The organism is Pseudomonas sp. 14A, assembly GCF_018132745.1.
Classification (GTDB): Bacteria; Pseudomonadota; Gammaproteobacteria; order Pseudomonadales; family Pseudomonadaceae; genus Aquipseudomonas; species Aquipseudomonas mercuritolerans.
The window spans coordinates 45,598-71,910 of record NZ_JAGRQJ010000009.1; the positions used below are offsets into that span (position 1 = coordinate 45,598).

Consider the following 26,313-nt stretch of genomic DNA (forward strand, 5'->3'; position numbering starts at 1 on the left):
ATCCCGATTAACCCTTTTTGCAGGCAATAAAAAGGGCTCCTCGAAGGAGCCCCTGGGCCGTAGCCCGCCGTCCGGGAAGGACGTGCGTGGTTAATTCAGTGCAGATTCAGATTGTCGTGTCGGAATAAATGCCCTGTGTCAGCCGACGGCGTGAAGTTCGTTGAGTCTGTGGATTCCCGCAGTGCCGGTCATACCGTCCCAGTTGTCGCCGCGTCCTTCTCGCCAGCCGTTGATCCAGGCTTGACGTACCGACGGTAGAGTAAATGGGCAAAGCTCACGGGATTTGCCACCAACGCCATATTGATATCCGCGCAAAAATGCTCTTTCCAACGGATCACGCTTAAGTCTTCTCATAGGGTGTTTCCCTCACTTGTTGACTGTAGTGTCGCGTTGACCTCAATTGAGGTCTGGCAGAAAAAACCTGCCATCGTGCGGCTCGCTGCCGGCGTGGCGAGCCAAGGTGTTGACGCCGTTGCGACGTCAACCTGTGCTCAGTTCTAACCAATGAGTCACACCGAGGGAATGATCGTTTTGTCATAAGCACGTAACGTAAAGGATGCTATGGCGATAAGTAACCGCGTATTTATTCAACGTTCAATGCGCAAACCCCGGTATGATCGGCGCCCCGCTGGCTCAGGGGGTTAATCCTTTAGTGAGAATGACCCACGTTTGCGCTTGGGTAATATTCGACGAAGGGTCGCTTTCAGTCTTTTTGTTGCACCAACTTTTTTATCTGTCCCGGCATCTAAGCTCTTTTAACCCGAGCAGCGGGGATGGAACGGCACACCTTCGTGCCACGCGGGCGCTCTTTCAGAAAAGCGCCTGATTGAAAACCGGGTCGGCAATGCGTTGCCGGCCCACTAGCCAAAGGCTCTGGAATTACCATGTCCGATCGTTTCGAACTCTTCCTCACTTGCCCCAAAGGCCTTGAAGGCCTGCTCATCGAGGAAGCCGTCGGGCTTGGCCTTGAAGAAGCGCGCGAGCACACCTCCGCCGTGCGTGGCATGGCGACCATGGAAACCGCCTATCGCCTGTGCCTCTGGTCGCGTCTGGCCAACCGTGTGTTGCTGGTGCTCAAGCGTTTCCCGATGAAGGACGCCGAAGACCTCTACCACGGCGTGCTCGACATCGACTGGCAGGATCACATGCTCAGCGACGGCACCCTGGCCGTTGAATTCAGCGGCCACGGCTCGGGCATCGACAACACCCACTTCGGCGCGCTGAAAGTCAAAGACGCCATCGTCGACAAACTGCGCACGCCGCAGGGTGATCGTCCATCCATCGACAAACTCAACCCGGACCTGCGCATTCACCTGCGTCTGGATCGCGGCGAAGCGATTCTGTCCCTCGACCTCTCCGGCCACAGCCTGCACCAGCGTGGCTATCGCTTGCAGCAGGGCGCGGCGCCGCTGAAGGAAAACCTCGCCGCCGCCATCCTCATTCGTTCCGGCTGGCCGCGTATTGCTGCCGAAGGCGGCGCGCTGGCTGACCCGATGTGCGGTGTCGGTACGTTCCTCGTCGAAGCCGGGATGATCGCCGCCGACATGGCGCCGAACCTGCGTCGCGAGCAGTGGGGCTTTACCGCGTGGCTCGGTCACGTGCCGGCACTGTGGAAAAAACTCCATGAAGAAGCCGTCGAGCGTGCCGCCGCCGGTCTGGCCAAACCGCCGCTGTGGATTCGTGGTTACGAAGCCGACCCACGATTGATTCAGCCAGGCCGCAATAACGTTGAGCGCGCCGGCCTCAGCGAGTGGATCAAGATCTATCAGGGCGAAGTGGCGACCTTCGAGCCGCGCCCGGACCAGAACCAGAAAGGCCTGGTGATCTGCAACCCGCCGTACGGCGAGCGTCTCGGTGACGAAGCCAGCCTGCTGTATCTCTACCAGAACCTCGGCGAGCGTCTGCGTCAGGCCTGCCTGAACTGGGAAGCGGCGGTTTTCACCGGCGCCCCGGATCTGGGCAAGCGCATGGGCATTCGCAGCCATAAGCAGTATTCGTTCTGGAACGGCGCGCTGCCGTGCAAACTGCTGCTGATCAAGGTTCTGCCCGATCAGTTCGTCACTGGCGAACGTCGCACTCCGGAACAGCGTCAGGCCGAGCGCGAGCAAGCGGCTTACGACCAGACCCCGGACGAGCCGCAAGAGCGCAAGTTCAACAAGAACGGCAACCCGATTAAGCCGACGCCAGCCCCGGCGCCAGTGATCGAGCAGCCGCGCCTGAGCGAAGGCGGGCAGATGTTTGCCAATCGCTTGCAGAAAAATCTCAAGGCGATGGGCAAGTGGGTCAAGCGCGAAGGCATTGATTGCTACCGCGTTTACGATGCCGACATGCCGGAATACGCGATGGCCATCGACCTGTACCAGGACTGGGTGCACGTTCAGGAATACGCCGCGCCGAAATCCATCGACCCGGAAAAAGCCTCCGCGCGCATGTTCGATGCGCTGGCGGCCATTCCGCAGGCGTTGAACGTCGACAAGAACCGCGTGGTGGTCAAGCGCCGCGAGCGGCAGAGCGGCACCAAGCAGTACGAGCGTCAGGCGGCGCAGGGCAAGTTCGTCGAGGTCAATGAGGGCGGGGTGAAGTTGCTGGTCAACCTCACCGACTACCTCGACACCGGCCTGTTCCTCGATCACCGGCCGATGCGCATGCGCATTCAGAAAGAGGCGGCCGGCAAGCGCTTCCTCAATCTGTTCTGCTACACCGCGACCGCCAGCGTGCACGCGGCCAAGGGCGGCGCGCGCAGCACCACCAGCGTCGACCTGTCGAAAACCTATCTGGACTGGGCGCGGCGCAACCTGTCGCTGAACGGCTTCTCGGACAAGAACCGTCTGGAGCAGGGCGATGTGATGGCGTGGCTGGAAAGCAGCCGCGACGAGTACGACCTGATCTTCATCGACCCGCCGACGTTCTCCAACTCCAAGCGCATGGAAGGCATCTTCGACGTGCAGCGCGATCAGGTGCAGTTGATCGACTTGGCCATGGCACGTCTGGCACCGGGTGGCGTGCTGTATTTCTCCAACAACTTCCGCAAGTTCCAGTTGGAGGAAAACCTCGCCGAGCGTTATGCGGTCGAGGAAATCAGCGCGCAGACCATTGATCCGGATTTCGCCCGCAATACCAAGATCCACCGCGCCTGGAAAATCACGGCTCGTTGACGCTTTCACTGGTTGGATCCACAGAGCGTTGATTTTTAACGGCTCGGTGGATCCAGCGGTGCTAGCTAAATTAGTGGCTAATAGCTATAACTCACACACCGCCAATGGGGTTTTTCCCGGGAATCTGGCGGAGTGAGTCGTGCTTATGCCGTTGCACCCCGTGCGCCCGAAAATCCTCGGTTTCATCAGCGAAGACGTTTCAGCCTGGCTGGTCGCTTTGCTGGTGTTGCTTGCCGGCGGGATTCTCACCGGGCTGCTCGCATGGGGCACTTTCAATCAGTTTCAGCAACAATCGCGTCAGCGTTTCCAACTGCTGGCCAACGAACGCTACAGCCGCATCGCCGAACGTTTTCAGGATCAAGAGCAACGTCTCGATGGCCTGCGCCGGTTCTTTACCAATTCCGAATCGGTGTCCCGCGCCGAATTCGACGGGTACTCCCGACCTTTATTGCTGCGTACCCAGGCCTACACCTATGCCCCGAGAGTCGCTGGCGCCGATCGGGCCGCGTTCGAACAGCGCGTGCGTGACGAAGGCCTGCGCGATTTCACCATTCGCGAACTGGACGCCAAAGGCGAATTGCAACTGGCGGCGCCGCGCGATGAATACGTGCCGGTGCTCTACACGCAAACCCAAAGCCGACTGGCGCCACCGCTGGGCTACGATTTACTCGCCCAACCTTTGCGCCGCGAAACCCTGCAACGCGCCGACCAGCTCGGCAGCATGGCAGTGTCGCAACCGATGCATCTGGTCGGGATCGAGCCGTCATACGCGCGTGGGGTGTTGCTGCTGGCGCCGGTCACTCGCCCGGGCGGGTCACAGCCGTTCGGCTATGTGATGGCGGTGATCAGCATGCGCCAGTTGCTCGCCGACGGGCTGCCCGATGCCCTGCACGATTACCTGTCGGTGCGCATTCTCGACCTGTCGACCCAAGGGCAGCACGAGGCGTTGTTCGAATCGACCAACGAAGCGGTGCCCGGCGATCTGGCGGCGACGCGCTTGCTGCGCATGGCCGATCATGACTATCAGGTCGATATCCTGCCAAGCTACGCGTTCATGCAGGCCAACCATTCTTCGGTGGGCAGCGTGATCATTCTGGGCGGCTTGCTCAGCGCATTGCTCAGCGCCTTGCTTTACGTGCTGGTCAGCCAGCGTCAGCGCGCAGTGCGCCTGGTCGAGGTGCGCACCCAGGAGTTGCATGAACGCGAGCAGGAACTGCGCGGCACCCACGGTCAACTGCGCGGCGTGCTGAATGCCGCCACTCAGGTCGCGATCATTGCCACCGACCTGCGCGGCGTGATCAACACTTTCAATCCCGGTGCCGAGCAAATGCTCGGCTACAGCAGTGCCGAAGTCGTTGGGCGGATGACCCTGGAAAACCTGCATTTGCCCCGCGAGCTGGCAGCGCGTTCGGCGGAGCTGAGCGCGCGTTACGGCAAAAGTATTCCGACTTGCCACGCGATGCTGGTCGAGGGCGGCGAAGTCGGTGGCCATGAAGCACGCGAGTGGACGCTGGTGCGCAGCGATGGCAGCCACCTGCCGGTGAACATGCTCGCCACCCCGGTGCTTGACGAGCAAGGCCTGTGGGTCGGTCATCTGGCGATCTGCATCGACATCACCGAACGCAAGCGAGTGCACGAGGTGCTGGCAGCACGCGACACATTGCTGAAGAAGCTCAGCGCCCATGTTCCCGGTGGCATCTACCAATTCAAGATGGAATTCGACGGACGCTTCAGCGTGATCTACGCCAGCGATGGCATCCGCGAAATCTACGAGCTGGAACCGGATGTGCTGCTGCTCGACTCCGAGGCGATCTTCAGTCGTATCCACCCGCAGGATGCGATTCGCGTGCGCAGCTCGATCCGCGAATCGGCGGAAAACCTCAGCCCTTGGCGCGAGGAGTACCGCGTGCAACTGCCCGAGCGCGGTCTGCGCTGGGTGCGCGGCGAGGCGACACCGGAAGAGCTGCCGGGCGGCGGGGTGCTGTGGCACGGTTATATATCGGATATCTCCGATCTCAAGCGCGTGGAAGAAGAATTGCGCGCGTTGTCGATCACCGACTCGCTGACCGGCATTCACAACCGCCGCTATTTCCAGGAGCGCCTGACCACCGAAATGGCCCGGGTCGAGCGTGGCGGCGGCGAGTTGTCGGTGATCATGCTCGACATCGACCACTTCAAGCGCATCAACGATCAGTTCGGCCACGCCGTCGGCGACCGCGTGCTGCAGGCAGTCTGCGAGCGGATCGGCCATCGCCTGCGCCGCACCGACGTGTTCTGCCGTTTGGGCGGTGAAGAGTTCATGGTGCTGTGCCCGGATATCGACGGTGAATACGCCTACATGCTGGCGATGGAGTTGTGGGAAGGTTTGCGCAGCGCGCCGGTGGACGTGGTCGGCTTGGTCACCGCCAGTTTCGGCATCGCCAGCTGGCGCCCGGGGGAGGGCGCAGATGCGCTGTTGCTGCGCGCTGACTCAGGGGTTTACGCAGCGAAGCAGAATGGCCGGGATCGGGTTGAGCGGGAGATGAGCTGATTCCAACCTGACACCTGATCCTGTGGGGCAGAGGGGACCTGGCGCTGATTTTCTGTGGGAGCGAGCCTGCTCGCGAAAGCGGTTTGACAGTCACTGAACATGCTGCCTGAACTGACGCCTTCGCGAGCAGGCTCGCTCCCACAAATGAATCTGCCGCGCTTACAGCACCGAAGCGGTCTGCGGCAGTTTCGGCTGTTTGTACAGATCCAGCAGCACCTGATCGAGCACCGACGAGGCGCCGAACGGGGCCTTGTCGTTGAGGATCGCTACCACCGCCCAGGTATTGCCATTCACATCACGGCTGAAGCCAGCGATCGCGCGCACGGTGTTCAGGGTGCCGGTCTTGACGTGCGCCTCACCGCGCATCGCCGTGGTTTTCAGGCGTTTGCGCATGGTGCCGTCGGTGCCGGCAATCGGCAGCGAGCTGATGTACTCGGCGGCGTACGGGCTGTGCCAGGCGGCTTGCAGCATGTTGGCCATCTCACGCGCGCTGACCCGCTCGGCCCGCGACAGACCGGAGCCGTTCTCCATCACCAGATGCGGCGCGGTGATGCCTTTCTTCGCCAGCCACTGCCGCACCACGCGCTGCGCAGCCCGGGCGTCATCACCGTCGGCATCGTTGCGGAAACGCTGACCAAGGCTGAGGAACAGCTGCTGGGCCATGGTGTTGTTACTGTATTTGTTGATGTCGCGGATGATCTCGGCCAGATCCGGCGAGTACGCGCGGGCAAGCAGTTTGGCGCCGCTCGGCGTTGGCGCCAGACGATCCTTGCCCTGAATGCTGCCACCCAGCTCCTTCCAGATCGCGCGGACGGCGCCGGCGGTGTAGGTGGCGTGGTCGAGCAGCGACAGGTAGGTCTGCGAACTGCAGCCTTCGCCCAACTGGCCGCCGACGGTTACGGTCACGCTGCCATCGGCCTGCGGCACCGGGTTGTAGCGCACGCCGCCGGTGCATTGCTTGGACGGCAGCGCCTTGACAGTGTTTTCGATACGGATGCTGGCAATCGGCGGCTCAACCGAAATCAGTACGCGGCCACCGTCATTGCGCGCAACAAAGCGCAGGGCCTTGAGGTTGACCAGCAATGAGTCGGGTTTGACCAGGAACGGCTTGTTGTCGTCGTTGCCGTCATCGTTGAATTCCGGCAATTGCGGCTGCACGAAGAAGTTGCGGTCGAGGATCAGGTCGCCGGTAATCTGGGTCACGCCATTGGCGCGCAGGTCGCGCATCAGCAGCCAGAGTTTTTCCATGTTCAGCTTCGGGTCACCGCCACCCTTGAGGTAGAGGTTGCCGTTGAGAATGCCGCCGCTCAGGTCGCCGTCGGTGTAGAACTCGGTTTTCCACTGATGGTTGGGGCCGAGCATTTCCAGCGCCGCGTAGGTGGTGACCAGTTTCATTGTCGAGGCCGGGTTGACCGAGACGTCGGCGTTGAACACCGTCGGCGTGCCCGGACCGTCGAGCGGCACCATCACCAGCGACAGCGCAGTGGGCTGCAACTTGCTGGCCTTGAGGGCTTTTTCGACGTTCGGGGTGAGGGAAGTGTTGATGGTGGCAGCGGAGACAGGCAGGGCCAGAGGCAGAAGAAGGCCGGCGAGAAACAGTGGACGCAACGATTTGATCATATGCAATAAAACCCTGCAAAAGAGGGGAAAAAAGACGAGGACATGGATGAAAAGGCCCTCAGTGGTCATGAAAGTGTCGGCATTATGCCCCAAGCTGTAACAGCTTGTGCCGTGTCAGGCCCGGCCAATTGCTTATTTTTTTACAGGCGGTCGGCCGCAGCGACCAGAGAGTCGGGCAATCGCCGGCTTAAACTGGTAAAGTGCCGGCCGTTATTACTTAAGAGGATTGTTCCAATGGCGACTAACCGTTCCCAGCGTCTGCGCAAAAAACTGTGCGTTGATGAATTTCAAGAGCTGGGTTTCGAATTGAACCTGGACTTCAAAGAAGACTTGTCCGAAGAAGCCATTGACGCTTTCCTCGAAGCATTCATCAAAGAAGCCATGGAAGCCAACGGTCTGGGTTATGTTGGCGGCGACGACTTCGGTCTGGTGTGCCTGCAGAAGCGTGGCTCGGTCAACGAAGAGCAGCGCGCTGCCGTTGAAGCCTGGCTGAAAAACCGCTCCGAGCTGACCAAGTACGAAGTCAGCCCGCTGCTGGACGTGTGGTATCCGGAAAAGCCGATCAACGCGGCCAAGTGATACTGAAAAAACGGCGACCTTCGGGTCGCCGTTTTTTTTCGTCTGGGGTTTGGGTGGTACGGCTTGGGTTTGGTGGTGGACTCGCCCCTCACCCCAGCCCTCTCCCCGAGGAGAGGGAGCCGACTTGCGGGCTTTTCAAAACCTGAGTTCGACTCGATATCCCACGTCGGCGTATGTCTTCCAGACACCTCGGTCAGTCCCCTCTCCCTTTGGGAGAGGGCTAGGGTGAGGGGCTTTTGATCTTTTGCCTTAAGCTTTGCGCCAATTGAGGATCAGCAAGGTCAGCACCCCCGCAACAATCCCCCAAAACGCCGAACCAATGGAAAACAGCGTCAACCCCGATGCCGTGACCATGAAGGTGATCAACGCCGCTTCCCGTTCCTTCACCTCGTTCATGGCGATGCTCAAGCCATTGATGATCGAGCCGAACAGCGCCAGCGCGGCAATCGACAGCACCAGTTCCTTGGGCAACGCCGCAAACAATGCCGCCAACGTCGCGCCGAACACCCCGGCAATGCCGTAGAACACCCCGCACCACACCGCTGCGGTGTAGCGCTTGTTGCGATCTTCGTGGGCATGCGGGCCGGTGCAGATCGCCGCGCTGATGGCCGCGAGGTTGATGCCGTGGGAGCCGAACGGCGCCAGTAGCAGCGAGGCGATGCCGGTGGTGGTGATCAGTGGCGAGGCCGGGGCGTTATAGCCATCGGCGCGCAGCACGGCGATGCCGGGCATGTTCTGCGAGGTCATCGCCACCACGAACAGCGGAATGCCGATGCTGATGGTTGCGGCCAGGGAGAAGTGCGGCGTGGTCCACACCGGGGTGGCCACTTCCAGATGAAAGCCGCTGAAATCAAGCAGCCCCATGAAGCCCGACAGCGCGGTGCCGATTAGCAGCGCCGCGAGCACGGCATAGCGTGGCGACAGGCGCTTGACCAGCAGATAGGTGAAGAACATCCCCAGCACCAGACCGGTACGGTGTTGCGCGGCGACGAAGATTTCGCTGCCGATCTTGAACAGAATCCCTGCCAGCAGAGCTGCCGCCAAAGAGGCCGGAATCTTTTTCACCAGCCGTTCGAAGCTGCCGGTCAGGCCGCAGATCGTTACCAGTACCGCGCACGTGATGTAGGCGCCGATCGCCTCGCCGTAACTGACGCCGCCCAGGCTGGTGATCAGCAACGCCGCGCCGGGGGTCGACCAGGCGATGGTGATCGGTGTGCGATAGCGCAGCGACAGGCCGATCGAACACACAGCCATGCCGATCGAAATCGCCCAGATCCACGAGGAAATCTGCCCGCTGCTCAGGCCGGCCGCTTGCCCGGCCTGGAACATCAGCACCAGCGAACTGGTGTAACCGGTCATCATCGCGATGAAACCGGCGACGATGGCGGAAGGCGATGTGTCGGCCAGAGGGCGCAAGCGAGCTTGGATGGCGTCGGTCATGACGGCGGTGTTCCTTATACCAATGGAGATGTCCGCCACAACAAAGAACCCATGTGGGAGCGAGCCTGCTCGCGAAAGCGGAGTGTCAGTCAACATTCATATTGAATGTGAAATGGCTTTCGCGAGCAGGCTCGCTCCCACAGGGGATCACAGTCATTCAGCGGATTCTGCGATCAAGCCTAAACTCAAACGTAACCCAGCGTTGCAATACAGCCGCAGGCGCAAACAGCCGTACAGTCGTGTTGCCACCATTCATTGTGTACAATCGCGCTGTTTTTTACGCGATACTTGCCAGCGACCTACTGTGCCGTATTACAGTCACGGTCTATTCGCCGCAGTTTTCCCGACTCGAGTGCCCATGAACGAACAGTTGCAACCCCTCAAGAAACAACCGCGAGCAGGCAAAGCCGGCCGCAGCGGAACCCAGGACGATATTGTCTACGCGCATATCTTCGAGGCCATCCTCGAACAGCGTCTGGCGCCCGGCACCAAGTTGAGCGAAGAAGCGCTGGGGGAAATCTTCGGGGTCAGCCGCACCATCATTCGCCGCGCGCTGTCGCGTCTGGCCCATGAAGGCGTGGTGCTGTTGCGGCCCAATCGTGGTGCCGTGGTCGCCAGCCCGAGCGTTGAAGAGGCGCGTCAGGTGTTTCTCGCCCGGCGTCTGGTCGAGCGGGCGATCACTGAACTGGCGGTGCAACATGCCACTGCCGAGCAGATCGCCGAACTGCGGCAGATGGTCAACGACGAGCGCGACAGTTTCTCCCGTGGCGATCGTGGTGCCGGTATTCGTCTGTCGGGTGAATTCCACCTGAAGCTGGCGGAAGCGGCAATGAACGCACCGTTGATCAGCTTCCAGCGTAGCCTGGTGTCGCAGACTTCGCTGATCATCGCCCAGTACGAAAGCGGCAACCGCTCGCATTGCTCTTACGACGAACACACCCAGTTGATCGACGCCATCGAAAAGCGCGACGGCGAACTGGCGGTGAACCTGATGATGCATCACATGGATCACATCGACAGCAAGCTCAACCTCGACGAGGAAGGCGCGTCGGATGATCTGCATGCGGTGTTCTCGCATTTGTTGCAGACCAAGAAGCCGGGGCGCCCAGCGGCCAAGCTCTAAGCTGAGACCGAGTCGCGGCTTTCGCGAGCAGGCTCGCTCCCACAGGGGAATGCATTTCAAAGGTGGGAGCGAGCCTGCTCGCGAAGACAACCTGACCGGCAACAAAAATCCCCCGGGGTAAACACCGCCGGGGGATTTTTTATGCTCTGGAAAAACTCAGCGCTGATGCACCAGCGCCCCCGCCGCATACGTCTGCGCCACCGTCCGGTCATCCCCCAGCGTCATCAGTACAAACAACGTCTCGGCAATGTTATTGGACTGCTTCAAGCGGTAGCTCAGCAGCGGCGTGGCGTTGTAATCCAGCACCAGGAAGTCGGCATCCGAACCCGGTTGCAGGTTACCGATCTTGTCTTCCAGGCGCAGCGCCCGCGCACCACCCAGCGTCGCCAGATACAGCGACTTGAACGGGCTCAACCGCGCACCCTGCAATTGCATCACCTTGTAGGCTTCGTTGAGGGTTTGCAGCAGGGAGAAACTGGTACCGCCGCCGACGTCGGTGCCAAGGCCGACATTGAGCTTGTGCTTTTCCGCCATCGGCAGGTTGAACAGGCCGCTGCCGAGGAAGAGGTTCGAGGTCGGGCAGAACGAGATCGCCGAGCCGGTTTCCGCCAGTCGCGCGCATTCTTCGTCGCACAAATGCACGCCGTGGGCGAATACCGAGCGTTCGCCGAGCAATTGGTAATGATCGTAGACGTCGAGGTAGCCCTTGCGCTCCGGGAACAGCTCCTTGACCCACTCTATCTCCTTGAGGTTCTCGCTGATGTGGGTCTGCATGTACAGATCCGGATATTCCGTCAGCAATTGCCCGGCCAGCGTCAGTTGTTCCGGTGTGCTGGTGGGGGCGAAGCGCGGCGTCACCGCGTAGTGCAAGCGACCCTTGCCGTGCCAGCGCTCGATCAGCGCCTTGCTGTCGACGTAGCTGGATTCGGCGGTATCGACCAGATAATCCGGGGCATTGCGGTCCATCATCACCTTGCCGGCGATCATGCGCAGATCAAGCTTCTCGGCGGCCTCGAAAAACGAATTCACCGATTGCGGATGCACGCTGCCGAACACCAGCGCCGTGGTGGTGCCGTTGCGCAGCAGTTCCTTGATGAAAATATCGGCCACTTCGTCGGCGTGGGCCTTGTCGCCAAACTGGCTTTCGCAGGGAAAGGTGTAGGTGTTCAGCCAGTCGAGCAATTGCTCGCCGTAGGCGCCGACCATGCCGGTCTGCGGCAGGTGAATGTGTGTGTCGATAAAGCCCGGGGTGATCAGCGCGTCCTGATAATGGTTGATCTCGATATCCGCCGGCAGGGTTGGCAGCAGTTCGCTGGCGTGGCCGAGGGCGCTGATCTTGCCATCGTCGATCACCAGCAGGCCGTCCTCGAAATATTCATAGGAGGCTTCGATGCCGACTTCGGCAGGGTCGGCAATGCTGTGCAGAATGGCGGCGCGGTAGGCTTTGCGAGTCAGAGGCATGAGGGTTCTCTAATCAGTTTGAGGCTTTGAGTTTGGCGGCCTGACTGCGGCGCGAGGCGGGCAGCAATCGGGCAATCGGTTCGGCGCGGGCGCTGTGCTGGCCGAAATTGGCGTTGTAAGTGGCGATGATTTCGCCGGCGATGGAGATGGCGATTTCCACAGGCAGTTTGCCTTTGACTTCGCCGATGCCCATCGGGCAGCGCATGCGCTGCACCACGCTCGGGTCGAAACCACGATCGCGCAGGCGGTGTTCGAATTTGGCGCGTTTGGTTTTCGAGCCGATCAGGCCGAACCAGGTGAAATCGTTACGCTTGAGAATCGCCGCGGTCAGCTCCAGATCGAGCTGATGGTTGTGGGTCATGACGATGCAGTAGCTGCCGGCGGGCAGGTCATCGATTTCATCGACCGGCTCTTCGCTGACGATTTTACGCACGCCGTGGGGGATGTGTTCAGGGAACTCGGCCTGGCGCGAATCGATCCAGCGCACCCGGCAGGGCAGGCTGGCCAGCAGCGGCACGAGCGCGCGACCGACATGGCCGGCACCGAACACGGCAATCTGCGCCTGGACCTGGCCCATCGGTTCGAACAGCAACACCGTGGCGCCTCCGCAACACTGGCCGAGGCTGGCGCCGAGGCTGAAGCGCTCCAGAAGGGTGTCCTGCTTGCCGCTGGCGAGCATCTCGCGGGCGATCTGCATGGCTTTGAATTCCAGATGCCCGCCACCGATGGTGTCGAACATCCGGTCGGCGCTGACGACCATTTTCGAGCCGGCATTGCGTGGCGTCGAGCCAAGTTCTTCGATGATCGTCACCAGCACACAGGGTTCGCCCTGGTTCTGCAGGTCGGCGAGGGCGTCGATCCAGTTGTACATGTTCACCTCGACATCTTCGTTGTCTGTGCCGGCCTCTTCGCGAGCAGGCTCGCTCCCACATTGGCAATGCATTCCAAATGTGGGAGCGAGCCTGCTCGCGAATGGCCGCGCCTCGGTCCTAGAGCGGAGCCAGCTCGGTTTCAGCTTCGACAGCCTTCACCGCTTTGAGCTGGCGCATCTGCTCACAGCCCCACAACACCCGCTCCGGCGTGGCCGGCGCATCGATCTTCGGCTGATGCTGATAATCACCGAGACTCGCCACCGCGTCCTTGATCGCGCACCACGCGGCGATGCCGAGCATGAACGGCGGTTCACCGACAGCTTTGGAATGGAACACCGTGTCTTCCGGGTTCTTGCGGTTTTCCACCAGTTTCACCCGCAGATCCAGCGGCATGTCGGCCACCGCCGGGATCTTGTAACTGGCCGGGCCGTTGGTCATCAGCTTGCCCTTGTTGTTCCAGACCAGCTCTTCCATGGTCAGCCAGCCCATGCCCTGGACGAAACCGCCCTCGACCTGACCGATGTCGATCGACGGGTTCAGCGAGGCGCCGACGTCGTGCAGGATGTCGGTGCGCAGCATCTTGTACTCGCCGGTCAGGGTGTCGACTATCACTTCGCAGCAGGCTGCGCCGAAAGCGAAGTAATAGAACGGACGCCCACGGGCCTGACTGCGGTCGTAATAGATTTTCGGGGTCTTGTAGAAGCCAGTGCTCGACAGCGAGACCTGATTGAAATACGCCTGTTGGATCAGCGCTTCGAAGGTCAGGATCTGCTCGCGCACCCGCACGTGGCCGTTGCGGAATTCGACGTCTTCTTCGCTGACTTTGTAGTGCCGCGCGGCGAATTCGACCAGGCGTTGCTTGATGGTCTGTGCTGCGTTCTGCGCGGCTTTGCCGTTCAGGTCGGCGCCGCTGGAAGCAGCGGTCGGAGAGGTGTTCGGTACTTTGTCGGTGTTGGTCGCGGTGATCTGCACACGGTCGATTTCCACCTGGAACACTTCCGCCACGACCTGGGCGACTTTGGTATTCAGGCCCTGGCCCATTTCCGTACCGCCGTGGTTCAAGTGGATGCTGCCGTCGGTGTAGATGTGAATCAGCGCACCGGCCTGGTTCAAGAAGCTCGCGGTGAAGGAAATACCGAATTTCACCGGAGTCAGCGCCAGGCCTTTTTTCAGGATCGGGCTGTTGGCGTTGTAGCGACGGATCGCTTCGCGGCGCTCGGCGTACTGGCTGCTTTCTTCCAGTTCGGCGGTCATCTCTTCGAGCATGTTGTGCTCGACGGTCTGGTAGTAGTGGGTGACGTTGCGCTCGGTCTTGCCGTAGTAGTTGGCCTTGCGCACCGCCAGCGGGTCGAGCTTCAGGTGCCGGGCAATCGCGTCCATCACTTCCTCGATGGCGACCATGCCTTGCGGGCCGCCGAAACCACGATAAGCGGTGTTCGAGGCGGTGTTGGTCTTGCAACGGTGACCGTTGATGGTGGCATCGCCGAGATAGTAGGAGTTGTCCGAGTGGAACATCGCCCGGTCAACGATCGAGGCGGACAGGTCCGGCGAGCAGCCGCAGTTGCCGGCCAGCTCCATGTTGATCCCGTGCAGACGGCCGCTGCTGTCGAAGCCGACGTCGTATTCAACGTAGAACGGGTGGCGCTTGCCGGTCATCAGCATGTCTTCGACGCGCGGCAGGCGCATCTTGGTCGGTTGGCCGGTGAGGTGCGCGACCACCGCGCACAGGCACGCCGGGCTCGCGGCCTGGGTTTCCTTGCCACCGAAACCACCGCCCATGCGGCGCATGTCGACAACGATCTTGTTCATCGACACGTCGAGCACTTCGGCGACCAGTTTCTGCACTTCGGTCGGGTTCTGCGTCGAGCAGTAGACGATCATCCCGCCATCTTCGGTGGGCATCACCGAGGAGATTTGCGTCTCCAGATAGAAGTGCTCCTGGCCGCCGATGTGCAGCGTGCCCTGAATGCGGTGTTCAGCCGTGGCCAGCGCCGAAGCCGAATCGCCGCGCTGATGGGTGTGGCTGTCGAGCACGAAATGGCGTTTGCGCAGGGCTTCGACGACGTCGAGCACCGGCTCGAGATCTTCGTATTCGATGATCGCCGCCATCGCAGCTTTGCGCGCGGTTTCCAGGTCTTTCGCCGCGACCGCCAGCACTGGCTGGCCGACAAACTGCACATCATCGATGGCCAACAGCGGATCGCCCGGCATCAGCGGGCCGATGTCTTTCAGGCCCGGCACGTCTTCGTGGGTGATGACGATGCGCACGCCTTCGAAGGCGTAGCACGGCGACGTGTCGATGCTGAGGATTTTCGCGTGGGCGCGGTCCGACAGGCGCGCATACAGATGCAACTGGTTGGGGAATTCCAGGCGATCGTCGATGTACTGCGCTTCACCGGACACATGCTTGGCGGCGCTGTCGTGCTTGACGCTGCGACCGACACCGGTGGTCAGATCCTTGGCGAACAATTCGGCCAATTCAGCCTGGGTCTTCTCTACGGCGTGATGATTAGACATAAGCGGTCACCCGAGTCTCGATGTGCGGTGTTTGCAGTTCGATGAAGTATTTGCGCAGCAGGTTCTGCGCGCTGAGCAGGCGATATTCCTTGCTGGCGCGGAAGTCCGAGAGCGGTGTGAAATCTTCGGCCAGCGCGGCGCAGGCGCGTTCGATCACGGCATTGTTGAACGGCGCGCCTTGCAGCACGGCTTCGCAGTGCGCAGCGCGTTTCGGAATCGCCGCCATGCCGCCGAAGGCCACGCGCGCGTCGCTGATCACGCCATTTTCCACGCGCAGATTGAACGCAGCGCAGACGGCGGAGATGTCATCATCCAGGCGCTTCGACACTTTATAGGCGCGGAACAACTGCTCGGCGCTGGCACGCGGAACGATAATTTTCTCGATGAATTCGCTTTCCTGACGCGCGGTGACGCGATAGTCGATGAAGTAATCTTCCAGGTTCAAGGTGCGGCGGGTTTCGCCTTTGCACAGCACGATCTGCGCGCCGAGGGCGATCAGCAGCGGTGGCGAGTCACCGATCGGCGAGGCGTTGCCGATGTTGCCGCCGAGGGTGCCTTGATTGCGGATTTGCAGCGAAGCGAAGCGGTGCAGCAGTTCGCCGAAGTCCGGGTACTCGGCATTCAAGGCCTCGTAGCAGTCGGAGAGGGCGGTGGCGGCGCCGATTTCGATGCGGTCATCGAAGGTTTCGATGCGCTTCATTTCGGCGACGTTACCGACATAGATCATCACCGGCAGAGTGCGGTGGAACTGGGTGACTTCCAGCGCCAGATCGGTGCCGCCGGCGAGCAGCCGCGCTTGTGGATAAGCGTCGTAGAGATCGGCCAGGTCAGCGACGGTCAGCGGCACCAGGCAGCGCTTGTCGCCGCTGTTGAGTTCGCCGATATCGGTCGGCGCGATGGCCTTGAGGCGGGCAATGGTTTCGGCTTCGCGAGCGTCGAACTGATCCGCTGGCTTGGCGCAGCAGGATTGTTCGGCAGCGGCCAGAATAGGGCGGTAGCCGGTGCAGCGGCAGAGGTTGCCGGCCAGCGCTTCGTGAGCCTTGGCCTGATCCGGCGCATCGCTGTTCTTTTGCAGGGCGAACAACGACATCACGAAACCGGGGGTGCAGAAGCCGCACTGCGAACCGTGGCACTCGACCATGGCTTTCTGCACGCTGTGCAGTTCGCCCTTGTGCTTGAGGTCTTCGACGCTGATCAGTTGTTTGCCGTGCAAGGACGAGACGAAAGTAAGGCACGAATTGAGGCTGCGATAGCGAATATGTTCACGCCCCGTATCATCGGTCTGCAACTCGCCAACCACCACGGTGCAGGCGCCACAGTCACCGCTGGCGCAACCTTCTTTGGTGCCGGGCTTGCCTACGTGTTCACGCAGGTAATTGAGCACAGTCAGATTCGGGTCCAGGGCGTGCTCGCTACGGAGTTCCTGGTTAAGTAAAAACTGGATCACGGAAGGCCTCGCAGACTCATTATTGTTGTTAACCGACGTGAACCGAATTTAGCAGGTCTGACTTTTCGGTCAATGGTTTTCTGACTTAAGGGTCAGGAAAAACCGTTTCGTCGATCAACAGCGTGTCTATTCAGTATTGACCTTCATCGGTCACTGCGCTTTTTTGCGGGATTCGTGCCAAAAACCGCTGAGTGGGCACTCCGCCATGACCGTGCATTTGCGCTACACTGCGCCGCTTGTGCAGATCGATAGAGTTTGAAGGACAACCATGACGTTCAAGGCGCCGGACAGCCTCGCCGAGCAAATCGCTCACCACCTCGCCGAACGCATCATTCGTGGCGAAATGAAGCCGGGAGAGCGCATCCAGGAACAGAAGGTCACGCTGGCGCTCAACGTCAGCCGCGGTTCGGTCCGCGAAGCCTTGCTGATCCTCGAGCGCCGTCACCTGATCGCGATCCTGCCGCGTCGTGGCGCCCACGTTACCGAGCTGACGCCGCACAAGGTGCAGAGCCTTTGCACGCTGATGAGCGAGCTGTACATCCTGCTCGGCAATTCCGTGGCCAATGGCTGGCAAGTGCAGTCGGACATGGCGCCGTTCGTACAGATCCAGCAGCGCCTGACCGCCAATTACGAACGCGGCGATATCCGCAGCTTCGTCGATGACAGCTTCGCGGTGATGCGCGCCGCCTATCCGTTTGCCAACAATCCGTACCTGCAAGAAACCGTCGAGAACCTCCAGCCGGCGATGAGCCGCGCGTATTTCCTCGCCCTCGAACAGCGCAAGGCGGAAATGAGCGAGTTCCTCGAACTGTTCGAACGCTTGCTCGCCGCCGTACTCGCCCGTGATTTGCCGCAGATCCGCATCGTGCTCACGGCGTATGCCCAGCGCAGCTGCGATCTGGTGGTGTCTGCGCTGACGGTTGCCTGAGCGTGCGGCTGAAGTGCATCAAACTGGCGGGGTTCAAATCCTTCGTCGACCCGACCACGGTGAACTTCCCCAGTAACATGGCGGCGGTCGTCGGGCCGAACGGTTGCGGCAAGTCGAACATCATCGACGCCGTGCGCTGGGTGATGGGCGAAAGTTCGGCGAAGAACCTCCGTGGCGAGTCGATGACCGACGTCATCTTCAACGGTTCGACCAGCCGCAAACCGGTGAGCCAGGCGAGCATCGAACTGGTGTTCGACAACTCCGATGGCACGCTGCTCGGCGAATACGCCGCCTATGCGGAGATTTCCATCCGCCGCAAAGTTACCCGCGACAGCCAGACCACTTATTACCTCAACGGCACCAAATGCCGTCGGCGCGACATCACCGATATCTTCCTCGGCACCGGCCTCGGCCCGCGCAGCTACTCGATCATCGAACAGGGGATGATCTCCAAGCTGATCGAATCCAAGCCCGAAGACCTGCGCAATTTCATCGAAGAAGCGGCGGGCATCTCCAAGTACAAGGAGCGTCGCCGTGAGACTGAAAACCGCATCCGCCGCACTCACGAGAACCTCGCCCGCCTCACCGACCTGCGCGAGGAGCTGGAGCGCCAGCTCGAACGTCTGCACCGTCAGGCCGAGGCGGCGAAAAAGTATCAGGAACTCAAGGCCGAAGAGCGTCAGCTCAAGGCGCAACTGTCGGCCCTGCGCTGGCAGGATCTTAACGAGCAGGTCGGTCAGCGCGAGTCGATCATCGGCAACCAGGAAGTCAGCTTCGAAGCGCTGGTCGCTGAACAGCGTAACGCTGATGCGGCCATCGAACGCCTGCGCGACGGTCACCACGACCTGTCCGAGCGCTTCAATCTGGTGCAGGGCCGCTTCTATTCGGTCGGCGGCGATATCGCCCGGGTCGAGCAGAGCATTCAGCATGGCCAGCAGCGGTTGCGCCAGTTGCAGGACGATCTGAAAGAAGCCGAACGCGCGCGTCTGGAAACCGAATCGCACCTTGGCCACGACCGCACGCTGTTGCTGACCCTCGGCGAAGAGCTGGACATGCTCACGCCAGAACAGGAAGTCACCAGCGCCGCCGCCGAGGAAGCCGCTGCGGCCCTCGAAGAAGCCGAAACCACCATGCACGGCTGGCAGGAGCAGTGGGATGCTTTCAACCTGACCGCTGCCGAACCGCGCCGTCAGGCTGAAGTCCAGCAGTCGCGGATCCAGCAGCTGGAAAGCAGCATGGAGCGTCTGGCTGACCGACAGAAGCGCCTCGCTGAAGAGCGCGCGTTGCTGTCCGCCGACCCGGAAGACGCGGCGATCATGGCGCTCAACGAGCAGCTCGCCGAGTCCGAAGCGACCCTGGAAGATTTGCAGACCAGCGAAGACGCGCAGGTCGAAAAGCTCGAACAACTGCGTCAGGAATTACAGCAAGCGTTGACCGCACAGCAGCAGGCGCAGGGCGATCTGCAGCGGCTCAACGGTCGTTTGGCGTCGCTGGAAGCCTTGCAGCAAGCCGCGCTGGATCCGGGCACCGGCACCGCCGAATGGTTGAAGGAACACAACCTCGCCGAGCGCCCGCGTCTGGCCGAAGGCCTGAAGGTCGAGGCGGGTTGGGAGCTGGCGGTGGAAACCGTGCTTGGTGCCGATCTGCAAGCGGTGCTGGTCGACGATTTCAGCGGCTTCGATCTGTCCGGATTCACCCAGGGCGATCTGCGCCTGCTCAGCCCGGCCAGCGACGGCGTGCGGGTGGCGGGCAGTCTGCTGGACAAAGTCGAGGCGCAGATCGATCTGTCGCCGTGGCTTGGTCAGGTCAAGCCGGTCGACAGCCTTGAACAGGCGCTGGCCTTGCGCGGCCAGTTGAGCGCCGGGCAAAGCCTCATCAGCCGCGACGGCTATTGGGTCGGTCGACACTTTTTACGCGTACGTCGCGCCAGCGAAGCGGAAAGCGGCATGCTCGCCCGTGGCCAGGAAATCGAAGACCTGCAACTGGAGCGCGAAGAGCGCGAAGCCACGGTCGAAGCCATGGAAACCCGTCTGCAAACCTTGCGCGCGCAACAGCGCCAGCAGGAAAACGGCCGCGAACATCTGCGCCGCTTGCTGCAGGACGAAGCGCGCCAGCAAGGCGAACTGAAAGCGCAGTTGTCCGCCGGCAAAGCCAAGGCCGAGCAACTGACATTGCGCCGCACCCGTCTCGATGAAGAACTGGTCGAACTCGCCGAACAGCGCGAGCTTGAGCACGAGCAGGTCGGCGAAGCGCGCATGAATTTGCAGGAAGCGTTGGATTCCATGGCGCTCGACACCGAGCAGCGCGAGTTGCTGCTGGCCCAGCGCGACAGCCTGCGCGAACGCCTTGATCGCGTGCGTCAGGAAGCGCGGCAGCACAAGGATCACGCCCATCAACTGGCCGTGCGTCTCGGCTCGTTGCGCGCCCAGCATGACTCCACGCGTCAGGCGCTGGAGCGTCTGGAGATGCAGGCCGAGCGCCTGACTGAAAAGCGCGAACAGTTGAGTCTGAATCTGGAGGAGGGTGAGGCGCCGCTGGAAGAGCTGCGTCTGAAACTCGAAGAGTTGCTCGACAAGCGCATGACCGTCGATGAAGAGCTCAAGACCGCGCAGATTGCCCTGGAAGACGCCGATCGTGAATTGCGCGACGCGGAAAAACGCCGCACCCAGGCCGAGCAGCAATCGCAGTTGATTCGCGGCCAGCTCGAACAACAACGCATGGAATGGCAGGCGCTGACCGTACGGCGCAAGGCTTTGCAGGATCAATTGCTCGAAGATGGCTACGATCTCAACGGCGTGCTCGCCACATTGACCGCACAAGCCAGTGAACGCGAAGCCGAAGAAGAACTCGAACGCATCAACGCGCGGATTCAGCGCCTGGGTGCGATCAACCTCGCGGCCATCGATGAATACACGCAACAATCGGAGCGTAAACGTTATCTGGATGCGCAGGACGCCGATCTGGTCGAAGCCCTGGAGACCCTGGAAAACGTCATCCGCAAGATCGATAAGGAAACCCGCAACCGTTTCAAAGATACCTTTGATCAGATCAACGGTGGTTTGCAGGCACTTTTCCCGAAAGTTTTCGGTGGCGGGCGCGCGTATTTGGAACTGACGGGCGAAGATCTACTCGATACAGGGGTGACGATCATGGCGCAGCCGCCCGGGAAGAAGAACAGCACCATCCATTTGCTCTCCGGCGGCGAAAAGGCCCTGACTGCATTGGCCCTGGTTTTTGCCATCTTCAAGTTGAACCCGGCGCCGTTCTGCATGCTCGATGAGGTTGACGCGCCACTGGATGACGCTAACGTTGGACGCTACGCACGCCTGGTCAAAGAGATGTCGCAGACCGTGCAGTTCATCTACATCACCCACAACAAGATCGCCATGGAAATGGCCGAGCAGTTGATGGGTGTGACGATGCATGAACCGGGCTGTTCGCGACTGGTGGCGGTGGATGTCGAGGAGGCGATGGCGATGGTGGACGCCTAGCGGCGCAGCTGCAGGTTACAAGCTCCAAGCTGCAAGTGGACGGCTTGTGGCTTGGAGCTTAAAGCTTGTAGCTGCGAAGCCTTTGATCGTGCTAGTTTAATGTCAATTTTTCGTATACGTGGGCAAAACGCCTGTCAGAACATAGAGTTGGCGCCACGTTTTAAAGCGGTTTACGCAGTGTAAACCCCTTATTTTTCAGCATTTTTTATAGAGGCACGGGATTACATGGAAATCGGTCTGCGCGAGTGGCTGATCGTCATCGGCATCATTGTGATAGCCGGTATTCTTTTCGATGGCTGGCGCCGTATGCGCGGCGGCAAGGGGAAGCTGAAATTCCGTCTCGACCGGAGCCTGTCCAATCTGCCGGACGAGGACACCAGCGCCGAGCTGTTGGGCCCGGCCCGCGTCCTGGACACGCACAAAGAGCCGCAACTGGACGAGCACGATCTGCCGTCGGTGAGCATGCCCAACCGCGAAGCCCGCGAACCGCGTGAATCCGGCTCGAAACGCGGCAAGCGCGGCAGCAACGGCCCGGCGCAGGGCGACTTGAACCTCGACCTCGATCTGGATGGCGGCCCGAGCTTCAGCAGCCGCGATGACGATTTCGCCGAAGACAGCAAGCCTGCACCTGCCGTGGCGGAAAAAGATCAGCCGCAAGCCGAAGAAGTCCTGGTGATCAGCGTGATCTGCCGCGACCCGGCCGGCTTCAAAGGCCCTGCGCTGCTGCAGAACATTCTCGAAAGCGGCCTGCGTTTCGGCGAGATGGATATTTTCCACCGCCACGAAAGCATGGCCGGCAACGGCGAAGTACTGTTCTCCATGGCCAATGCGGTCAAGCCGGGCATCTTTGATCTGGACGACATCGACCATTTCAGCACCCCGGCGGTGAGTTTCTTCCTCGGTCTGCCTGGCCCGCGTCATCCGAAGCAGGCTTTCGACGTGATGGTCGCGGCAGCCCGTAAGCTGTCCCAGGAACTGAACGGTGAATTGAAAGATGACCAACGCAGTGTTCTGACCGCGCAGACCATCGAGCATTACCGTCAGCGCATCGTCGAATTCGAACGCCGCGCCCTGACCCAGAAGCGCTAAGGCTTGAATCAAAAGATCGCAACCTTCGGCCTGTAGGAGCTGACGAGTGCAACGAGGCTGCGATCTTTTGGCCCCACCGCCGATAATGGAATAAAACTGGAGCAGCCTCGGCTGCTCTTTTGCTTTATGAGAGAACACCCATGACCGCCGCCAAAACCCGCATTCTAGAGCTGCGCGCTGAGCTGGATCAGCACAACTATCGCTATCACGTTCTCGACGAGCCGAGCATTCCCGATGCCGAGTACGACCGCTTGTTCCACGAGCTCAAGGCGCTGGAAGCGGCCAACCCGGAACTGATCACCAGCGATTCGCCGACCCAGCGCGTCGGCAGCATGGCGTTGACCGCATTCACTCAGGTGCGTCACGAAATCCCGATGCTCAGCCTCGGCAACGCCTTCGAAGAATCCGACATGCGCGAGTTTGATCGCCGCGTCAACGAAGGCCTCGACGTGCCGGCCGGCGATCTGTTCGGTGGCGGCGCGGCGGTGGAATACAGCTGCGAGCCGAAGCTCGATGGCCTGGCGGTCAGCCTGCTGTATCAGGACGGTCTGCTGGTGCGCGGCGCCACCCGTGGCGATGGCACCACCGGCGAGGACATCAGCGTCAACGTGCGTACCGTGCGCAATATTCCGCTGAAGCTGCACGGCGAAGGCTGGCCGGCGACGCTGGAAGTGCGCGGTGAAGTGTTCATGTCCAAGGCCGGTTTCGAGCGCCTCAATGCTTCGCAACTGGAAATCGGCGGCAAGACCTTCGCCAACCCGCGCAACGCAGCAGCAGGCAGCCTGCGCCAGCTCGATTCGAAGATCACCGCCAATCGTCCGCTGGAATTCTGCTGCTATGGCATCGGTCAGGTGTCCCACGATATTGCCGACACCCACATCGGCAACCTCAAGCAGTTGCAGAAGTGGGGCATGCCGATCAGTCACGAACTGAAGCTGGCCAAGGGCATCGATGAGTGCCTGGAGTACTACCGCGACATCGGCGAACGTCGTAACTCGCTGGCCTATGAAATCGATGGCGTGGTGTTCAAGGTCAACAGCATTGCCGACCAGCGTGAACTGGGCTTCCGTGCCCGCGAGCCGCGCTGGGCGATCGCACACAAATTCCCGGCGATGGAAGAACTTACCGAGCTGCTCGACGTGGAATTCCAGGTCGGCCGCACCGGTGCGGTGACGCCGGTGGCGCGTCTGAAACCGGTGAAGGTCGCCGGCGTCACCGTGGCCAACGCCACATTGCACAACATGGACGAAGTCGCGCGTCTGGGCCTGATGATCGGCGACACGGTGATCATCCGCCGCGCCGGTGATGTGATTCCGCAAGTGGTGCAGGTAGTCACCGAGCGTCGCCCGGATGACGCGCGCCCGGTGGCCATTCCTGAAAGCTGCCCGGTGTGCGGCTCCCACGTTGAACGCACGCAACTGGTCAAGCGCAGCAAGGGCAAGGAAACCTTCAGCGAAGGTGCGGTGTATCGCTGCGTCGGCCGACTGGCCTGTGGCGCGCAATTGAAGCAGGCGATCATTCACTTCGTCTCGCGCCGGGCCATGGACATCGAAGGCTTGGGCGACAAGAGTGTCGAGCAACTGGTCGACGAGGGGCTGGTCAGTTCACCGGCCGATCTGTATGCGCTGAAATTCGACGACATCGTCGATCTGGAAGGCTTTGCCGAGGTATCGAGCAACAAGCTTCTCAAAGCCATCGAGGACAGCAAGCAACCGAGCCTGGCACGTTTCATCTACGCCCTCGGCATTCCCGATGTCGGCGAAGAAACGGCCAAGGTGCTGGCGCGTTCGCTGGGTTCGCTGGAGCGCGTGCAACAGGCCTTGCCGCATGTGCTGACTTACCTGCCGGACGTCGGCCTGGAAGTGGCGCACGAGATTCACAGCTTCTTCGAGGATGCGCACAACCAGCAGGTCATCAGCGAACTGCTCGGCCATGGTCTGCAGATTCAGGATCAGGGCGAGCTGGGCGCGGAGTTCGCCGCCAGTACCACGTTGGGCGGCTTGCTCGACAAACTGCACATTCCCTTCGTCGGCCCCGGTGGTGCGCAGAAACTCGCCGATCGCTTCGGTTCGCTGGAAGCGGTGATGAACGCTGACTGGCTGGACATGCGCCAGGCATTGCCGGAGAAGCAGGCCAACTCGGTGCGCGAGTTCTTCGCCTCGCCTGAGCATCGGCAACTGGCCGAGCGGGCCGAGCAGCAGCTGCGCGATTTCGGCATGCATTGGCAGAGCGAGAAAAAAGTCGTCGAAGGTCTGCCGCTGTCCGGCGAAACCTGGGTGCTGACCGGCAAGGTCGAACTGATGAGCCGGGATGTGGCCAAGGATCATCTGGAAAGCCTGGGTGCCAAGGTCGCCGGTTCGGTGTCGGCGAAAACCCATTGCGTGGTCGCAGGCCCGGGTGCCGGCTCGAAACTGACCAAGGCCAACGAACTGGGGGTGAAGGTCATGGACGAAGAAGCGTTTATCGCCTTCCTCAAGACCCACGGCGTCGCTGTCTGACCGGATGAACCCCCGTGGCGAGGGGATTTACCCCTCTCCGGATGAACCCCTGTGGCGAGGGGATTTATCCCTCTCCGGATGGACACCTGTGGCGAGGGGATTTATCCCCGCTGGGTTGCGCAGCGACCCCAAAACCCTGCGACCGATCATTTCATCTGTATCGCGTGTACGGTTTTTTGCGACTGCTGCGCAGTCGAGCGGGGATAAATCCCCTCACCACAATGCTGCTATCACCCGGCTGCGCGGTTATGGGTGGGAACGATGTTGTCTTCAGAATGATCTAGTCTTGGCCAGTCCCAGGGAGAGATCGCCATGCACCGTTTTTTCGAGCAGCTCAGTTCCCGCATCATCGCGCCGTTCGTGGCCGGATCCTCGCGCAACAGCAAAGTCTGGCCGTGCCGTTGCGGCCAGTCGCTGTTCTTTCGCAACAGTCAGTGCCTGGCCTGTAACGCCTTGCTCGGCTATCAACCTGAAGAAAGTCGCCTGACCTCGCTGCAACCGGGGCCGGAAGAGGGTACCTGGACACTCGACGCCGATCCCGACGCCGGCCTGTTCCGCCGCTGCGCCAACCTCGACATGCCCGCCGCGTGCAACTGGCTGCTGCCGGCCAACGATCACGACACCTTGTGCATCGCTTGCAGCCTCAACCGCACCATTCCCGACCTGTCCGTCGCGGAAAACCCCGAACGCTGGCGCAAGGTCGAAATCGCCAAGCGTCGACTGGTCGCGCAACTGATCACCCTCGGCTTGCCGGTCATCCCGAAAACCGTCGACGAAGAAACCGGACTGGCGTTCGACTTCATTGGCGTAGACCTCGAAGGCAACGCGCCGATGACCGGCCACGCCAATGGACTGATCACCCTCGACATCAAAGAGGCCGACGACGCTCACCGTGAGCAGGTCAGGGCGGCGATGCACGAACCTTACCGCACGCTGCTCGGGCATTTTCGCCATGAGGTCGGCCACTACTACTGGGATCGCCTCATCGCCAACGGCCCTTGGCTGGACGCGTTCCGCAATCTGTTCGGCGACGAGCGCGCCAGTTACGCCGAGGCGCTGGACCGGCATTACCAGCAAGGCGCGCCGCTGGACTGGCCGCAGCACTACGTCAGCGCCTACGCGACCATGCACCCGTGGGAAGACTGGGCGGAAACCTGGGCGCATTACCTGCACATGATGGACGCGGTCGACACGGCGCTGGGCTTCGGCATGAGCGCGCGGGAAATGGACTTCGACTATCAGCCATTTCCGACCAGCACCCTGTACGACCCCGAGCATCCCGGCGGTGGCGCGTTCCTGTCGTTCGTCAATGCGTGGATCGAACTGGCCGGCATGCTCAACGAACTGTCGCGCAGCATGGGCCAGCCGGATTTCTACCCGTTCGTACTGCCGGCGGCGGCGATCGCCAAGTTGCACTTCATTCATCTGGTGATCCAGCAGGCCGGGGGCAGGGCGGATGAGGTGCTGGCCTTGTAGGTGTCGCAGGGCCGTGATGTTTATGTCCTTGAAGCCGTTCAGGTTTTTTATCTGCAACCAACGGTTGTAAGTTCATCTCAGACAGGT

At 61.0% G+C, this 26,313-nt stretch carries 16 protein-coding genes; 9 read left to right on the forward strand and 7 right to left on the reverse strand.

What is annotated here, in order from left to right:
• Positions 1-138: 138 nt before the first annotated feature.
• Entirely contained in the window at positions 139-354 is a 216-nt protein-coding gene (locus PS14A_RS08325; RefSeq protein ID WP_003223300.1) for a ribosome modulation factor, read from the reverse strand.
• 530 nt (positions 355-884) lie between these two features.
• Here PS14A_RS08325 and rlmKL point away from each other — a divergent pair.
• Both rlmKL and PS14A_RS08335 read left to right on the forward strand, forming a co-directional pair.
• Positions 885-3,155 (forward strand): bifunctional 23S rRNA (guanine(2069)-N(7))-methyltransferase RlmK/23S rRNA (guanine(2445)-N(2))-methyltransferase RlmL, encoded by a 2,271-nt coding sequence (gene rlmKL / locus PS14A_RS08330; protein ID WP_212615728.1) that lies wholly within the window; start codon positions 885-887, stop codon positions 3,153-3,155.
• A gap of 145 nt (positions 3,156-3,300) precedes the next feature.
• Entirely contained in the window at positions 3,301-5,685 is a 2,385-nt protein-coding gene (locus PS14A_RS08335; protein ID WP_212615729.1) for a diguanylate cyclase, read from the forward strand.
• A gap of 159 nt (positions 5,686-5,844) precedes the next feature.
• Here the strand turns inward: PS14A_RS08335 and dacB are convergent, their stop codons facing one another.
• The gene (dacB, locus tag PS14A_RS08340; RefSeq protein WP_024012313.1) at positions 5,845-7,305 is read right to left on the reverse strand and encodes a D-alanyl-D-alanine carboxypeptidase/D-alanyl-D-alanine-endopeptidase; all 1,461 of its coding nucleotides are present in this window, start codon (positions 7,303-7,305) and stop codon (positions 5,845-5,847) included.
• Between the two features lie 234 nt (positions 7,306-7,539).
• Between dacB and PS14A_RS08345 the strand changes: the two genes are divergently transcribed.
• The gene (locus tag PS14A_RS08345; protein ID WP_016773843.1) at positions 7,540-7,884 is read left to right on the forward strand and encodes a YggL family protein; all 345 of its coding nucleotides are present in this window, start codon (positions 7,540-7,542) and stop codon (positions 7,882-7,884) included.
• Between the two features lie 249 nt (positions 7,885-8,133).
• Here the strand turns inward: PS14A_RS08345 and PS14A_RS08350 are convergent, their stop codons facing one another.
• Entirely contained in the window at positions 8,134-9,324 is a 1,191-nt protein-coding gene (locus PS14A_RS08350; RefSeq protein ID WP_212615730.1) for a benzoate/H(+) symporter BenE family transporter, read from the reverse strand.
• 358 nt (positions 9,325-9,682) lie between these two features.
• Here PS14A_RS08350 and PS14A_RS08355 point away from each other — a divergent pair, with 358 nt between their 5' ends.
• Positions 9,683-10,447 carry a GntR family transcriptional regulator gene (locus tag PS14A_RS08355; protein ID WP_007918375.1) on the forward strand — a complete coding sequence of 255 codons (765 nt, stop codon included), beginning with the start codon at positions 9,683-9,685 and terminating at the stop codon, positions 10,445-10,447.
• A gap of 156 nt (positions 10,448-10,603) precedes the next feature.
• Here the strand turns inward: PS14A_RS08355 and guaD are convergent, their stop codons facing one another.
• From guaD to xdhA, 4 genes are all read right to left on the reverse strand, one after another.
• Positions 10,604-11,908, reverse strand: coding sequence for a guanine deaminase (gene guaD, locus PS14A_RS08360; RefSeq protein WP_212615731.1), 1,305 nt, complete (start codon positions 11,906-11,908; stop codon positions 10,604-10,606).
• A 13-nt stretch (positions 11,909-11,921) separates the two neighbouring features.
• On the reverse strand, positions 11,922-12,779 hold the full coding sequence (gene xdhC / locus PS14A_RS08365) for a xanthine dehydrogenase accessory protein XdhC (RefSeq protein ID WP_212615732.1): 858 nt from the start codon (positions 12,777-12,779) through the stop codon (positions 11,922-11,924).
• A gap of 118 nt (positions 12,780-12,897) precedes the next feature.
• Entirely contained in the window at positions 12,898-15,297 is a 2,400-nt protein-coding gene (gene xdhB / locus PS14A_RS08370; RefSeq protein ID WP_122692165.1) for a xanthine dehydrogenase molybdopterin binding subunit, read from the reverse strand.
• Entirely contained in the window at positions 15,290-16,744 is a 1,455-nt protein-coding gene (xdhA, locus tag PS14A_RS08375; protein ID WP_122602796.1) for a xanthine dehydrogenase small subunit, read from the reverse strand. Before xdhA ends, xdhB begins: the two co-directional genes overlap by 8 nt.
• A 268-nt stretch (positions 16,745-17,012) precedes the next feature.
• Here xdhA and PS14A_RS08380 point away from each other — a divergent pair, with 268 nt between their 5' ends.
• The 5 genes from PS14A_RS08380 (at position 17,013) to PS14A_RS08400 (ending at position 26,226) form a co-directional block, all read left to right on the forward strand.
• Positions 17,013-17,672, forward strand: coding sequence for a GntR family transcriptional regulator (locus PS14A_RS08380; RefSeq protein ID WP_039763015.1), 660 nt, complete (start codon positions 17,013-17,015; stop codon positions 17,670-17,672).
• Positions 17,673-17,674: 2 nt separating this feature from the next.
• A complete protein-coding gene (gene smc / locus PS14A_RS08385; protein WP_212615733.1) occupies positions 17,675-21,163 on the forward strand; it encodes a chromosome segregation protein SMC in 3,489 nt (1,162 codons plus the stop codon).
• Between the two features lie 225 nt (positions 21,164-21,388).
• Positions 21,389-22,252, forward strand: coding sequence for a cell division protein ZipA (gene zipA / locus PS14A_RS08390; RefSeq protein WP_041479106.1), 864 nt, complete (start codon positions 21,389-21,391; stop codon positions 22,250-22,252).
• 140 nt (positions 22,253-22,392) lie between these two features.
• Positions 22,393-24,750, forward strand: a complete 2,358-nt coding sequence (gene ligA / locus PS14A_RS08395; protein WP_212615734.1) for an NAD-dependent DNA ligase LigA — start codon at positions 22,393-22,395, stop codon at positions 24,748-24,750.
• A gap of 312 nt (positions 24,751-25,062) precedes the next feature.
• Positions 25,063-26,226, forward strand: a complete 1,164-nt coding sequence (locus PS14A_RS08400; protein ID WP_212615735.1) for a putative zinc-binding metallopeptidase — start codon at positions 25,063-25,065, stop codon at positions 26,224-26,226.
• The last annotated feature ends 87 nt before the right edge of the window (positions 26,227-26,313 follow it).

What these genes read in the sequence shown, in the direction of transcription:
- PS14A_RS08380 (WP_039763015.1), top strand. Translation starts at nt 17,013, where the DNA reads ATGACGTTCAAGGCGCCGGACAGCCTCGCCGAGCAAATCGCTCACCAC.
- rlmKL (WP_212615728.1), top strand. Translation starts at nt 885, where the DNA reads ATGTCCGATCGTTTCGAACTCTTCCTCACTTGCCCCAAAGGCCTTGAA.
- PS14A_RS08335 (WP_212615729.1), top strand. Translation starts at nt 3,301, where the DNA reads ATGCCGTTGCACCCCGTGCGCCCGAAAATCCTCGGTTTCATCAGCGAA.
- xdhB (WP_122692165.1), bottom strand. Translation starts at nt 15,297, where the DNA reads ATGTCTAATCATCACGCCGTAGAGAAGACCCAGGCTGAATTGGCCGAA.
- xdhC (WP_212615732.1), bottom strand. Translation starts at nt 12,779, where the DNA reads ATGTACAACTGGATCGACGCCCTCGCCGACCTGCAGAACCAGGGCGAA.
- PS14A_RS08345 (WP_016773843.1), top strand. Translation starts at nt 7,540, where the DNA reads ATGGCGACTAACCGTTCCCAGCGTCTGCGCAAAAAACTGTGCGTTGAT.
- guaD (WP_212615731.1), bottom strand. Translation starts at nt 11,908, where the DNA reads ATGCCTCTGACTCGCAAAGCCTACCGCGCCGCCATTCTGCACAGCATT.
- PS14A_RS08400 (WP_212615735.1), top strand. Translation starts at nt 25,063, where the DNA reads ATGCACCGTTTTTTCGAGCAGCTCAGTTCCCGCATCATCGCGCCGTTC.
- PS14A_RS08325 (WP_003223300.1), bottom strand. Translation starts at nt 354, where the DNA reads ATGAGAAGACTTAAGCGTGATCCGTTGGAAAGAGCATTTTTGCGCGGA.
- dacB (WP_024012313.1), bottom strand. Translation starts at nt 7,305, where the DNA reads ATGATCAAATCGTTGCGTCCACTGTTTCTCGCCGGCCTTCTTCTGCCT.
- PS14A_RS08355 (WP_007918375.1), top strand. Translation starts at nt 9,683, where the DNA reads ATGAACGAACAGTTGCAACCCCTCAAGAAACAACCGCGAGCAGGCAAA.
- zipA (WP_041479106.1), top strand. Translation starts at nt 21,389, where the DNA reads ATGGAAATCGGTCTGCGCGAGTGGCTGATCGTCATCGGCATCATTGTG.
- PS14A_RS08350 (WP_212615730.1), bottom strand. Translation starts at nt 9,324, where the DNA reads ATGACCGACGCCATCCAAGCTCGCTTGCGCCCTCTGGCCGACACATCG.
- ligA (WP_212615734.1), top strand. Translation starts at nt 22,393, where the DNA reads ATGACCGCCGCCAAAACCCGCATTCTAGAGCTGCGCGCTGAGCTGGAT.